Annotated in this window: 14 protein-coding genes; 8 read left to right on the forward strand and 6 right to left on the reverse strand. The window is 71.3% G+C overall.

Annotated features, from left to right (window positions below):
* The first annotated feature begins 21 nt into the window (after positions 1 to 21).
* Positions 22 to 867, forward strand: coding sequence for an alpha/beta fold hydrolase (locus ACFUJY_RS07445; protein ID WP_383295852.1), 846 nt, complete (start codon positions 22 to 24; stop codon positions 865 to 867).
* A 31-nt stretch (positions 868 to 898) separates the two neighbouring features.
* On the opposite strand, the gene ACFUJY_RS07450 is transcribed toward ACFUJY_RS07445, so the two are convergent.
* Positions 899 to 1786, reverse strand: coding sequence for an NYN domain-containing protein (locus ACFUJY_RS07450; protein WP_383295855.1), 888 nt, complete (start codon positions 1784 to 1786; stop codon positions 899 to 901).
* Positions 1787 to 1995: 209 nt separating this feature from the next.
* Between ACFUJY_RS07450 and ACFUJY_RS07455 the strand changes: the two genes are divergently transcribed.
* Positions 1996 to 2148 (forward strand): hypothetical protein, encoded by a 153-nt coding sequence (locus ACFUJY_RS07455; protein WP_018105503.1) that lies wholly within the window; start codon positions 1996 to 1998, stop codon positions 2146 to 2148.
* Between the two features lie 91 nt (positions 2149 to 2239).
* Here the strand turns inward: ACFUJY_RS07455 and ACFUJY_RS07460 are convergent, their stop codons facing one another.
* The 3 genes from ACFUJY_RS07460 to ACFUJY_RS07470 form a co-directional block, all read right to left on the reverse strand.
* Positions 2240 to 2845 (reverse strand): MarC family protein, encoded by a 606-nt coding sequence (locus tag ACFUJY_RS07460; RefSeq protein WP_383295859.1) that lies wholly within the window; start codon positions 2843 to 2845, stop codon positions 2240 to 2242.
* Between the two features lie 142 nt (positions 2846 to 2987).
* Positions 2988 to 3854 (reverse strand): PHP domain-containing protein, encoded by an 867-nt coding sequence (locus ACFUJY_RS07465; protein WP_383295862.1) that lies wholly within the window; start codon positions 3852 to 3854, stop codon positions 2988 to 2990.
* A gap of 77 nt (positions 3855 to 3931) precedes the next feature.
* Positions 3932 to 4576 carry a DUF6758 family protein gene (locus ACFUJY_RS07470; RefSeq protein ID WP_383295864.1) on the reverse strand — a complete coding sequence of 215 codons (645 nt, stop codon included), beginning with the start codon at positions 4574 to 4576 and terminating at the stop codon, positions 3932 to 3934.
* Between the two features lie 205 nt (positions 4577 to 4781).
* Between ACFUJY_RS07470 and ACFUJY_RS07475 the strand changes: the two genes are divergently transcribed.
* A complete protein-coding gene (locus ACFUJY_RS07475) occupies positions 4782 to 6029 on the forward strand; it encodes an MFS transporter (RefSeq protein ID WP_383295867.1) in 1248 nt (415 codons plus the stop codon).
* A gap of 5 nt (positions 6030 to 6034) precedes the next feature.
* Here the strand turns inward: ACFUJY_RS07475 and ACFUJY_RS07480 are convergent, their stop codons facing one another.
* Entirely contained in the window at positions 6035 to 6619 is a 585-nt protein-coding gene (locus ACFUJY_RS07480) for a suppressor of fused domain protein (RefSeq protein ID WP_383295870.1), read from the reverse strand.
* 404 nt (positions 6620 to 7023) lie between these two features.
* Between ACFUJY_RS07480 and ACFUJY_RS07485 the strand changes: the two genes are divergently transcribed.
* Positions 7024 to 8145 (forward strand): magnesium and cobalt transport protein CorA, encoded by a 1122-nt coding sequence (locus ACFUJY_RS07485; protein WP_383295872.1) that lies wholly within the window; start codon positions 7024 to 7026, stop codon positions 8143 to 8145.
* 23 nt (positions 8146 to 8168) lie between these two features.
* A complete protein-coding gene (locus tag ACFUJY_RS07490) occupies positions 8169 to 8684 on the forward strand; it encodes a hypothetical protein (protein WP_383295875.1) in 516 nt (171 codons plus the stop codon).
* Positions 8685 to 8693: 9 nt separating this feature from the next.
* Here ACFUJY_RS07490 and ACFUJY_RS07495 read toward each other — a convergent pair whose 3' ends face one another.
* Positions 8694 to 9464 carry a hypothetical protein gene (locus ACFUJY_RS07495; protein WP_383295877.1) on the reverse strand — a complete coding sequence of 257 codons (771 nt, stop codon included), beginning with the start codon at positions 9462 to 9464 and terminating at the stop codon, positions 8694 to 8696.
* A gap of 205 nt (positions 9465 to 9669) precedes the next feature.
* On the opposite strand from ACFUJY_RS07495, the gene ACFUJY_RS07500 reads away from it, so the two are divergent.
* The 3 genes from ACFUJY_RS07500 to ACFUJY_RS07510 are packed head-to-tail and all read left to right on the forward strand — an operon-like array spanning position 9670 to position 12666.
* Positions 9670 to 10944 carry a magnesium transporter MgtE N-terminal domain-containing protein gene (locus ACFUJY_RS07500; RefSeq protein WP_383295879.1) on the forward strand — a complete coding sequence of 425 codons (1275 nt, stop codon included), beginning with the start codon at positions 9670 to 9672 and terminating at the stop codon, positions 10942 to 10944.
* Positions 10934 to 11488, forward strand: a complete 555-nt coding sequence (locus ACFUJY_RS07505) for a DUF1003 domain-containing protein (RefSeq protein ID WP_383295882.1) — start codon at positions 10934 to 10936, stop codon at positions 11486 to 11488. The genes ACFUJY_RS07500 and ACFUJY_RS07505 overlap by 11 nt, the downstream gene beginning before the upstream one ends.
* A gap of 44 nt (positions 11489 to 11532) precedes the next feature.
* Positions 11533 to 12666: an Mrp/NBP35 family ATP-binding protein gene (locus tag ACFUJY_RS07510; protein ID WP_383295885.1), complete on the forward strand. Its 1134-nt coding sequence runs from the start codon at positions 11533 to 11535 to the stop codon at positions 12664 to 12666.
* The last annotated feature ends 59 nt before the right edge of the window (positions 12667 to 12725 follow it).

The following is a 12725-nucleotide window of genomic DNA, read 5'->3' on the forward strand; positions in this document are numbered from 1 at the left end:
GGAACGTTCTAACCTCGTTCCATGAGCAGGCCACCCACCTTCACCCCGCCCTCCTGCGCCCGTGCCCGTGCGCTGCCCACCGCGCGCGGGCGCTTCGCCGTGCTGGACGCGGCCCCCGCCGGGCCGGTGCGCGGTACCGCCCTGCTGGTGCCCGGGTACACCGGCAGCAAGGAGGACTTCATCGCGCTGCTGGAACCGCTCGCGGAGGCCGGCTACCGTGCCGTCGCCGTCGACGGGCGCGGGCAGTTCGAGAGCCCGGGGACGGACGACCTCCGGGAGTACGCGCAGGAGGAGCTGGCCCGGGACGTGCTCGCGCAGACGGCCGCGCTCGGCGCCGGCGAGGGCGCGGTGCACCTGCTGGGGCACTCGCTCGGCGGGCAGCTCTGCCGGGCCGCGGTCCTGCTGGACGCCTCGCCGTTCCGCTCGCTCACCCTGATGTCCTCGGGGCCCGCCGAGGTGGTCGAGGCGCAGCAGATCAAGCTGAAGATCCTCGGTGACGCGCTGGCCACCATGACCATGGGCGACGTCTGGGAAGCCATGCGCGCCTTCGACCCGCCGGCCGAGGCGGAGACGGGCGGCGAGGACCTGCGGCGGCGCTGGCTGCTCCACCGTCCGGCCCAGCTGATCGCGACGGGCCGTCAGCTGGCCGCCGAGCCGGACCGGGTGGCCGAGCTCGCCGCGACCGGGCTGCCGGTCCACGTCGTCTCCGGTGAGGTGGACGACGTCTGGCCGGTGCCGGTGCTGGACGGGATGGCGGTCCGCCTGGGGGCGCGCCGGACCCGGATCGAGGGCACCGAGCACTCCCCCAACACCGGCCGGCCGGAGGCGACCGCCGCCGCGCTCGCCTCCTTCTGGGACAGCCTGTAGGCCACGCCCGGGGTTCCCGTGCCGCCGGGTCTCAGTACTGGGACTGGAGGTGCTGCCAGAAGCCGTCGCGCAGCGCCCGCCGCAGTGGGGGGTGGCCGCGCAGCGAGCGCTGGAGGAGGCGTTCGGCCTCGTGCAGCAGGTCCTGGTCGACCGAGCCCGGCAGGAAGGGGTGCCCGGGCAGCAGGTCCGCCAGGGACGCACGGCCGCGCGCGGCGAGCCAGGCCGCCGCGATCTGCGCGCCGACGAAGTGGACGTCCTCGCGGGAGGGTGCGGGGGCGTCCTCCTCGTACGTGGTGACGGGGCGTCTGGTCACGTAGGGGCGGCAGAAGTCCAGGTCGAAGGTGCGCTGGCTGTCCACCTCCCAGAGCAGCGGCTCCGCCTGGTTGCGCCCTTCGCCCGCCTCGATGCCCCAGAGGTGGACGCGGGCGCCGTAGCCCTGCGCGGCCTCGACGGCCGAGACCAGGTCCTCGTCGCCGCCGACGAGCGCGGCGTCGCTGATGGCCCGGTGGCGGGCGAGCGATTCCAGGTCGGTGCGGATGAGGGAGTCGACGCCCTTCTGCTGGTTGTTGGCGTTGAGGTTGCCGAGTCTGACCTTGACGTCGGGGAGTTCGGCGATGGTCTGCTGCTCGGTGGTGTGGATGCGGCGCCTGGCCCCGTCGTACCAGTACACGCGCAGCAGCCGGCTGTCCGCGAAGATGGTGCGGGCCTTGTCGATGAACGCCTCGATCAGCCCTTCGGCGTCGAGGTCGAAGGAGCGCCGGTCCTCGGTGCCGGTGACGAGCAGCCCGGCGGCGGCGTAGACGTATCCCGCGTCCACGAAGATCGCGTGGGTCGACGGGGTCTTCGAGACCTCGGCGAGGACGCGTTCGAGCAGGGCGTTGGTGCGGTCCAGCCGCTCGCCGATCTCCGCGTCGCTCATGCGGGTCCCGTCGCGCCCGTACGCCTGATTACCAACGGGTATTTAGACATCCGAAAAATTTCCTTAGCGTAGGGAATGATTGCAGGGGGCAAGCCGTTGTATCCGGTGTGGGGCGCTCGACAGACATGCCTGGCGCTCCTCATCCTTGCGGACGGGACACCGTCCTCCCAGTAGTTCTCCAGCAGGAGGATCAGACGAAGGGAAGCCCTATGCGCTTCGAGATCATGCGACTCGACGATGTCGACGGTACCGCCGTGGACAGCACCGTCGTGGACGCCGCCTCCGTCAAGCGGATCGTGCAGCAGGCCGCGGCCACGGGCCAGCGCATCTACATCCGCCCGGCCGAAAGTCCGGCTTCGTAACACCTTGCCGATGTGAGTTGCCGTCGTAACGAAGACGAAGCGCCCCCGCACGGAACGGCCGTGCGGGGGCGCTGTTGCGTCCGGGCCCCGGTCAGCCGCCCCGGATGACCTGGGTGACGCCGTTGATGATCTGCTGCACCGCGATCGCGGACAGCATCATGCCGGCCAGCCTGGTCACGAGCACGACGCCGCCGTCCTTGATGACGCGGATGATCAGCAGCGAGTAGCGCATGGTCAGCCAGAGCACGACGTGCATGACGAGGATCGCCGTCCAGACCGAGACCTGGCTCGCCACGCTGTCGGCGTGCTGCACGGCGAGGATCACCGAGACGATCGCGCCGGGACCGGCGAGCAGCGGCATGCCGAGCGGTACGAGGGCGACGTTGACGTCCTTGGTCTGCGTCGGCTCGTCGGTCTTGCCGGTGAGCAGGTCGAGCGCGATGAGCAGCAGGAGCAGCCCGCCGGCGATCATCAGCGCCGGTACGGAGACGTGCAGGTAGTCCAGGATCTGCTGGCCGAGCAGGCCGAAGACGGCGATGACGCCGAAGGCGACGGCGACGGCCTGGAGCGCCATCCGGCGCTGCACCTTGGCGGGGCGGCCGGCGGTGAGGGCGAGGAAGATCGGGGTGATTCCGGGCGGATCCATAATCACAAAAAGGGTGAGAAAAAGGGATCCGAAGACAGCGACGTCGAACACGGGTGAGCCTTGCGGGGAGTGAGCGGGTGTGCGGCGGGTGACCGCGGGGAAAGGACGCGCCCCGGGGCAGCCGGGCATGCCGGACGGCGGGCGGGGAGCGGTGAAGGGACGAGCGGCGTACGCGGGCGGGGCCCGGGCGCCGTCAGGCGGTGGCGGGTCCGCCGGCGCCCGGCACCGGGAAGGCTCCCGTGGCGCGTCGGGTGATCTCGCCGTAGATCTCGGGGTCGGTGGTGTACGTGCCGAGCTCCACGGTCTTGCGGCTGCCGTGGTAGTCGCTGGAGCCGGTCGCCAGCAGCCCGAGCTCGCGGGCCAGTGCGCGCAGCCGGGTCCGGGTCGGCTCGTCGTGGTCCATGTGGTCGACCTCGATGCCGTCGAGCCCGGCGGCGGCCAGCTCGGCGATCCGCGCCTCGGGCACGGTGCGACCCCGCTTGACGGCGGCCGGGTGGGCGAAGACGGTGACGCCGCCCGCGGCCTTGACGAGCCGGATCGCGTCGAAGGGGTCCAGCTCGTGCTTCTCCGCGTACGCGCGCCCGCCGTCGCCGAGCCAGTCCGGCGTGAAGGCGTCGGAGACGGTCGGGACGACGCCCAGCTCGACGAGGGCGGTGGCGACGTGCGGCCGGCCGACGGAGCCGTCGCCGGCGATCCGGGCCACCTGCTCCCAGGTGACGGGGACGCCCAGCTCCCGGAGCTTGCGGACCATGGTCCGGGCGCGCGGCACCCGGTCGTCGCGCACCAGCTCGCGTTCGCGGGCGAACTCCGGCTCGTCCGGGTCGAAGAGGTACGCCAGCATGTGCAGGCCCACGCCGTCGATGCGGCAGGACAGCTCGGCGCCCGTGACGAGGGTCAGCCCTTCCGGGAGCGCGGCGGCCGCCTCGGCGTGCCCGCGCACGGTGTCGTGGTCGGTGAGGGCGACGACGTCGAGGCCCGCGGCGGCGGCATTGCGCACCAGCTCGGCGGGGGTGTCCGTGCCGTCCGACGCGGTGGAGTGGGTGTGCAGATCGATGCGCACGACTCGTACTCCAGTGCTCGCGGCCGGACGGGGGGACGCTCAAGGATAACCGGCGCGCGCGCTTGGTCCGCCCGTCGTCAGGGGCCCGTCAGCAGGCGGGGGGTGAGGGCGCCGCACGGCACCAGGTCGACCTCTCCCCCGGCGTCGCGCAGGTCGGTGAGCACCAGCTCGTCGTACAGGAGCAGCCCGGACTGCTCGGGCCACACGATGGCCCACAGCCACAGGCCGCACGCCTCGCCCGCGAAGACGGCGCGATCCGCGGGGGCGTGCCTGACGTGCCAGAGGGGGGTGGGGCGTCCGGCGGCGAGCACCTTGGATTCCGGGGGGCCGTCCACCCGCAGCAGGGGTCCGGGGTCCGGTCCGTCGATGCCCGCGTACCGCGCGCCGAGTCCGACGCCCAGCTCCTCGGCGACGAGCAGCAGCTCACCCATGCCGCCGAGCGGCCCGGGTCCGGAGCAGGCGACGGCGGTGGCGCGTCCGCCGGTGCGGTCGTCGCCGGCGCAGGCGACACCGGTGAACAGCCAGCCGACCGGGAGCGGCCAGGGCATCCAGACGGGGACCTGCGCACGGTGCACCACCACGCCGAGCGCCTCGACGCTCGGCGGGACGACCGGCTGGAGCGGGTGGACGCTGCCGTGGACGTCGCACTGCCAGGTGTCGGCGAAGAGTCCGGGCGCCCTGACCCGGCCTCCGCACTTCGGGCAACTTGGTTCGCCCCTCATACCTTCCCACGGTCCTCTCCGGCCGTCGCCGCGTCAAGGACGATCACCCTCGCGCGCCGTGCGCCCAGGCCCCTCTACCCCGCGCACCGCACGGTCACCGGGCCGCCATCGGGAAATTTAGATGTAACTTGCATTCATTAGCTTCTCTAACTTATTCTGTGCATAACGCATCGATCCAGTGGAGCCAGTGGAGAGGAAGAGGCCCATGCCGTCAGAGGCAGTAACCGGAGAGGACCCGTTCAACCAGGAGCCGGTCAGCATCCTGCGCCAGCCGAAGGCCGTCTGGGCCACGGCGGGCGCTTCCGTCGTCGCGTTCATGGGCATCGGCCTGGTCGACCCGATCCTGCCGTCCATCGCCAAGGGCCTGGACGCGACGCCCAGCCAGGTGTCCCTGCTCTTCACCTCGTACTTCCTGATCACCGCCGTCGCGATGCTCGTGACCGGCTTCGTCTCCAGCCGCATCGGCGGCCGCAAGACCCTGCTGGCCGGGCTGGCGCTCGTGGTGGTCTTCGCGGCGCTCTCCGGCACCTCCTCGTCCGTCGGGGAGCTGGTCGGCTTCCGGGCCGGCTGGGGGCTGGGCAACGCGCTGTTCGTCTCGACCGCGCTCGCGGTGATCGTCGGCGCGGCGGCCGGCGGCAGCTCGGCGGCGATCCTGCTGTACGAGTCGGCGCTGGGCCTCGGCATGGCGTGCGGGCCGCTGCTCGGCGCGCTGCTCGGTGACGCCAGCTGGCGCTACCCCTTCTTCGGGACGGCCGCGCTGATGGCCATCGGCTTCGTCTGCATCACGGCGTTCCTGAAGGAGCAGCCCAAGCCCGCCCGCAAGACCTCACTGCTCGACCCGGTCAAGGCGCTCGGCCACGGCGGGCTCGCCTCCGTCGCGGCGTCCGCGTTCTTCTACAACTACGCGTTCTTCACGATCCTGGCGTTCACCCCGTTCGTGCTGGACATGACGCCGTACAAGTCCGGTGCCGTCTTCTTCGCCTGGGGCCTGCTGCTCGCGGTGTTCTCGGTGCTCGTCGCGCCCCGGCTCCAGCAGCGGTGCGGCTCGCTCAAGGTGCTCGGCGCCTCGCTGGTGCTGCTCGCCGCCGACCTGGTCGTCCTCGGCTACGGCAGCCACACCACGGCCATCGTCTGCACCATCGTGTCCGGTGCGCTGATCGGCATGAACAACACCGTGTACACCGAGCTGGCGCTCGGCGTGTCGGACGCGCCGCGCCCGGTGGCCAGCGCGGGCTACAACTTCGTCCGCTGGTTCGCCGCCGCCGCGGCGCCCTACCTGGCCCCGAAGATCGAGGAGTGGAGCGACATCCACATCCCGTTCGTGGTCGCCGCCGTCGCCTCGGTGATCGGCGCGGTCGTGGTCTGGGTCCGGCGCTCCGCGCTCACCCACGAGGCGGAGGAGCTGGAGCCGAAGCACGCCACGGAGGACGGCGTCACGGTCTTCGCCAACTGAGGCCGTCAGTCCAGGATCACGGAGTGTCGCAGGGGATCGCGCAGGTCGGTCCCCTGCGACAGCCATTTCTCCTGGAGTTCCTGCGCCCCCCGGACCCGCTTCCAGGCGGCCTCGTTCGGCGTCATCGGCAGCAGCGGCAGAAAGCGCACCGGCTCCAGGTGGGCATCCAGCTCCAGGTCCTCCACCAGCCCCCCGCTCTCCGCGACCAGCACCGAGGTGAACGGCGCGCCCGGCCACAGCGGTTCGCCGACGTCCAGCGACGCGCCGGGCGCCACGACCAGGCCCTCCACCTGGGGCGAGGCCGCGAGCACCGCGAGCTTGCGCAGCACCTGGTCGGTGTCGGCCAGGCCCGCCCGCACCGACAGGACCAGTTCGGCGCGCGGGCCCTTCAGCGGGTCGGCCACGACGGCCGTCGGGTCGGACATCGGCTGGGCGGACATGCCGAGCGTGGCGTACCGCACGATGTCGCCGTCGATGAACCGGAGCACCTCGATCCGGTCCGTCCCGAGAAACGTCACTGCCGCACGCGCGTCCGGTTCACCCAGGGCCGTCCGCAGACGTGCCTCGACCAGAGCAAGAATTTCTGCCATGCCGCGAGCATAGGTCGCGTATGGAACGGGCAAAGTAAGGGATTGGCCCTGTACCGGCTGCTAGCCTGGGGTGTCGGCCGGGACAGCTCGCTGAAGCGTCGCTCTCAAGTCCCGGCGCTACGTCATCCCCCACGGGGGACCGGCAGGAGGAGGTGGGGCTGCGGTGGATCCGAGTCGATCGTGCAGTACCAACCGCTCTTCCGCCGGACGCCCCTCCGTGTGATCTGACACCCGGTCGGGGCCCTGGCATGTCGCACGACGGAAGAGCACAGCCTTTCACCTGTCTGTAGCGAACGCCGTCGTCCTGTCGCCGCGGTGCCGCCCGCTTTGCGGATGTGAGTCCACGTCCCCATTCCGGGCTGTTCCAGGCCCCCCGACGACGGCCCTCCGTGAAGGAGCCAGCCATGTCGATGATCCGTGACCTGCGCGCCGTCGTGCGCCCCTCCCTGCGCAAGAGCACCCCCCTGCACAACGGCTACGACACCACCCGCGACCCGTCCGCCTCCAGCGCGGTGGTCGACTGCGCGGTCTACCGCGACGGCCGGCGGCTCGCCGAGGTGGACGGCACCTGCCGCACCGCACGTGAGGCGATGCTCCGGGTCCGGGAGAAGGGCGGCTTCGCCTGGATCGGGCTGCACGAGCCGACCGAGGAGGAATTCGCGGGCATCGCCCGGGAGTTCGGGCTGCACCCGCTGGCCGTGGAGGACGCGGTCCACGCCCACCAGCGCCCGAAGCTGGAGCGCTACGACGACACACTGTTCACCGTCTTCAAGACCATCCACTACGTCGAGCACGCCGAACTGACCGCGACCAGCGAGGTCGTGGAGACCGGCGAGGTCATGTGCTTCACCGGCCGGGACTTCGTCATCACCGTGCGGCACGGCGGCCACGGCTCGCTGCGCGCCCTGCGCCACCGTCTGGAGGACGACCCCGAGCTGCTGGCCAAGGGCCCCTCCGCCGTGCTGCACTCCATCGCCGACCACGTGGTCGACGGCTACATCGCGGTGGCGGGCGCGGTGCAGGACGACATCGACGAGGTGGAGATCGAGGTCTTCTCCACGCCGGACAAGGGCAGCGCGCGCGGCTCGGACGCCGGGCGGATCTACCAGCTCAAGCGCGAGGTGCTGGAGTTCAAGCGGGCCGTCTCCCCGCTGCTGCGGCCGATGCAGTTGCTGAGCGAACGGCCCATGCGGCTGATCGACCCCGACATCCAGAAGTACTTCCGGGACGTCGCCGACCACCTGGTGCGCGTCCAGGAAGAGGTCATCGGCTTCGACGAGCTGCTGAACTCCATCCTCCAGGCCAACCTGGCGCAGGCGACCGTCGCGCAGAACGAGGACATGCGCAAGATCACGTCCTGGGCGGCGATCGTCGCCGTGCCGACGATGATCTGCGGGGTCTACGGCATGAACTTCAAGCACATGCCGGAGCTGGGCTGGACGTACGGCTATCCGATGGTCATGGGCTTCATCGGCGTGGTCTGCTTCTCCATCCACCGCATGCTCAAGCGCAACGGCTGGCTCTGAGCGCCCCCGTTAAGCTCTCCCCCATGACTGCTGCTGACACGCTGCTCGGGACGGCCCTCGTCGAGGAGGCCACGAAGAAGTCGGGCCTCGTCTGGGTGCGCGGTACCGGAGCGGCGCGGGCGCTGTGGCACGTGTGGCACGAGGGCGCCGCCCACCTCGTCGGCGACGGCCCCGGCGAGCAGCCGCTCCCGGCCGGGCTCACCGAGGGCGCCACCGCCGAGGTGACCGTCCGCAGCAAGGACAAGGGCGGCCGCGTCGTCGCTTGGTCCGCCTCGGTCACCGTGCTCGCGCCGCGCTCCGAGGAGTGGGAGTCAGCCGTGGCCGAGTTGAAGGGCAAGCGGCTGAACGCACCGGACGCGGAACAGATGGTGGAGCGCTGGGCCCGCGAGTGCCGGGTCGTCCGGCTCACGCCGCTCGACGCGCGCACCGAGCTGCCCGACACCTCCGGGGCGGCCGCGCCGCTGCCGACGACGGCGACGACCCGGCTGCCGGTCCCGGCGGGCCTGCCGCGCCTGCTGAAGCGCTCACTGCGCACGTAGCGCGGGGCCTCAGGACGACGTCTTCGGGAGCTGCTTGCCGTAGTCGACGGTCTCGTCCTTCGCGGGGGCCTTCAGCGTGAAGTCCTTGCCCCAGTCGGCGAGCGTGATCACGCCTCCGCCGCCGCCCCGGGCGAAGCGCAGCGGGTACGGCTTGCCCTCCAGCGCCACGTCGAGCGCGCCGCCCGCGCCCTCGCCGCCCATGATCCGCACCGTGCGCACCCCGGCCACCTTGTCGCGGTCGCCCTTGGTGAGCTTGCCGTGCAGCGTGAGCATCCCGTCGAGCAGCATCTTCTTGTCGGTGAAGCCGCTGAGCTGCTTGTACGTGGGGTCGCCCTCGGGGACCTTGACGTACTTGCCCTCCAGCTTGTCGGCCGCCGCCGCGCCGCCCTCGCCGGTGTCCGCCTTGCCCTCGTCGTCGTGGCTCCAGAAGCCGGCGTCGGCCTTGAGATAGAGCTCGTCACCGATCCGCAGCAGTGTGAACGTGCTGTTCTTCGAGGTGACCGAGCCCGCGCCGCCCTTGTTCTTGAGCCGCATGTCGATCGTGTACGTGCCGCCCTTGCTGACCAGTGTCCCGGCGAGCCGCACCGCGTCGGCGGAGTCCGCCGCGGCGCGCGCCTTCTTCTCGATCTCCGGCGCGGAGAGCTTGCCGACGCCGTTGGTCCCCTCGTCCGGGTCCTCGCCCCCGCACGCGGTCAGCACCGCGGTCAGCCCCGCGCAGAGCGCGACGGCGAGGGATGCGTTCCGGCGGCGGGTCCGTACGGCCGGGGCGGAAGAGGTCACAGGCGCACTGCCTCTCGTATCCATGGTGGGGGGTGGCAGACGGCAGCGTACCCGGGTGGCCTACGCCATCGGACCCGGAGCCGTACGGACGGCCAGCCGGGGCGGTCCACGACCGTACGGGCTAGCCTGATCACGTCATAACAGTGCAATAACTGTCGGAAGCGGGCGCCGGAGGCTGTCCGGTGGCGAAGCGAGGAGGTGCGGGATGACACCGGTGACGCCCCGGGTGTTCGTCTCGCACCTGTCCGGTGTGCCGGTCTTCGATCCCAACGGCGACCAGGTGGGACGCGTCCGCGACCTGGTCGCGATGCTCCGCGTCGGCGGCCGTCCGCCCCGGCTGCTCGGCATGGTGGTCGAGGTGGTGAGCCGGCGGCGGATCTTCCTGCCGATGACCCGGGTGACGGGCGTGGAGTCGGGGCAGGTGATCACCACCGGCGTGGTCAACATGCGGCGCTTCGAGCAGCGGCCCACCGAGCGCCTGGTGCTCGGCGAGTTCCTCGACCGCCGGGTGCGCCTGGTGGAGACGGACGAGGAGGTCACCATCCTGGACGTGGCCATCCAGCAGCTGCCCGCCCGCCGGGACTGGGAGATCGACAAGTACTTCGTCCGCAAGGGCCGGGGCGGGGCGCTGCGCCGCAAGGGCGAGACGCTGACCGTCGAGTGGTCGGCGGTGAAGGGCTTCTCGCTGGAGGAGCACGGGCAGGGCGCCGAGTCCCTGGTGGCCACCTTCGAGAAGCTGCGCCCCGCCGACGTCGCCAACGCGCTGCACCACCTGACGCCGAAGCGCCGGGCGGAGGTCGCGGCGGCGCTGGACGACGACCGGCTCGCCGACGTCCTGGAGGAGCTGCCCGAGGACGACCAGGTGGAGATCATCGGCAAGCTCCAGGAGGAGCGCGCGGCGGACGTCCTGGAGGCGATGGACCCGGACGACGCGGCCGACCTGCTCTCCGAGCTGCCCGAGGAGGACAAGGAGCGGCTGCTGACGCTGATGCGCCCGGGCGACGCGGCGGACGTACGGCGGCTGATGTCGTACGAGGAGCGCACCGCGGGCGGCCTGATGACCACGGAGCCGGTCATCCTGCGCCCGGACGCCACGGTCGCCGACGCGCTCGCCCGGGTGCGCCAGGCGGACCTGTCACCGGCGCTCGCCGCACAGGTGTACGTGTGCCGGTCGCCGGACGAGACGCCGACGGGCAAGTACCTGGGCACGGTGCACTTCCAGCGGCTGCTGCGGGACCCGCCGTTCACCCTGGTCAGCTCGCTCCTGGACAGCGATCTGGTGCCGCTGCCGCCGGACACCCCGCTGTCGGTGGTGACCAGCTATCTGGCGGCGTACAACCTGGTGTCGGTGCCGGTGGTGGACGAGAGCGGTTCGCTGCTGGGCGCGGTGACCGTGGACGACGTGCTGGACCACCTGCTGCCCGACGACTGGCGGGAGACGGACTTCCACGGCCGCGAGGGGGTGCTCGGTGACCGGTGACGACCGCGCCCGCGCGTCGAACGGCTCGACGGCGCTGACCCGTACGCCGCGGAACCGGCTCGACCAGCCGAAGGCCCCGCGCCGCCGGCTGCTGCCGGAGTACGACCCGGAGGCGTTCGGCCGGTTCTCGGAACGCATCGCGCGCTTCCTGGGGACCGGCCGGTTCATCGTCTGGATGACGCTGATCATCATCGTGTGGGTGGCGTGGAACATCTTCGCGCCCCCGCACCTGAGGTTCGACGAGTACCCGTTCATCTTCCTGACCCTGATGCTCTCGCTCCAGGCGTCGTACGCGGCTCCGCTGATCCTGCTCGCGCAGAACAGGCAGGACGACCGGGACCGGGTCACGCACGAGCAGGACCGGAAGCAGAACGAGCGCTCCATCGCCGACACCGAGTACCTGACCAGGGAGATCGCGGCGCTGCGGATGGGCCTCGGCGAGGTCGCCACCCGGGACTGGATCCGCTCCGAGCTGGAGGACCTGGTGAAGGACCTGGACGACCGCCGGGCGCTGTTCTCCGCCGAGAGTGACGAAGACCGCTGACGGGGCTACCCGCGCGTACGGGAAGGCGCCGTACCATCGTCCGTATGGCTACGGAAGACGCGGTGCTTGAGGCACTGGCGACAGTGAACGACCCCGAGATCCACCGCCCGATCACCGAGCTGGGCATGGTGAAATCGGTCGACATCGATCCTGACGGTGTGGTCGCTGTCACGGTGTACCTCACCGTCTCCGGCTGTCCGATGCGCGAGACGATCACCCGGAACGTGACCGACGCGGTCGCCGGTGTCGAGGGCGTCTCGCGGGTCGACGTCACCCTCGACGTGATGAGCGACGAGCAGCGCAAGGACCTGGCCGCCTCGCTGCGCGGCGGTACGGCGGAGCGCGAGGTGCCGTTCGCGAAGCCCGGCTCGCTGACCCGGGTGTACGCGGTCGCCTCCGGCAAGGGCGGCGTCGGCAAGTCCTCGGTGACGGTGAACCTGGCCGCGGCGATGGCGGCGGACGGGCTCAAGGTCGGCGTCGTGGACGCGGACATCTACGGTCACAGCGTGCCCCGGATGCTCGGCGTGGACGGCAGTCCGACCCAGGTCGAGAACATGATCATGCCGCCGTCCTCGCACGGCGTGAAGGTCATCTCCATCGGCATGTTCACCCCGGGCAACGCCCCGGTGGTGTGGCGCGGCCCGATGCTGCACCGCGCGCTCCAGCAGTTCCTGGCCGACGTCTTCTGGGGTGACCTGGACGTCCTGCTGCTCGACCTGCCGCCGGGCACCGGTGACATCGCGATCTCCGTCGCCCAGCTCGTGCCGAACGCGGAGATCCTGGTCGTCACCACCCCGCAGCAGGCCGCCGCCGAGGTGGCGGAGCGGGCCGGTTCGATCGCCGTGCAGACCCACCAGAAGATCGTCGGCGTCGTCGAGAACATGTCCGGCATGCCGTGCCCGCACTGCGACGAGATGGTCGACGTCTTCGGCTCGGGCGGCGGCGCCAAGGTCTCCGAGGGGCTGACGAAGACGATCGGCGCCGAGGTGCCGGTGCTGGGCGCGATCCCGATCGACGTCCGGCTGCGCGAGGGCGGCGACGAGGGCAAGCCCGTCGTGCTCTCCGACCCGGACTCCCCGGCCGGCAAGGCGCTGCGCACGATCGCGGGCAAGCTGAGCGGCCGTCAGCGCGGCCTGTCCGGCATGTCGCTGGGCATCACCCCGCGCAACAAGTTCTGACACGCCTACGGACACGACGAAAGGCCGGGCCCCACGGGTCCCGGCCTTTCGTCGTCGCA

Origin of the sequence: Streptomyces sp. NPDC057249 (assembly GCF_042669245.1) — a bacterium.
Taxonomy (GTDB): Bacteria; Actinomycetota; Actinomycetes; order Streptomycetales; family Streptomycetaceae; genus Streptomyces.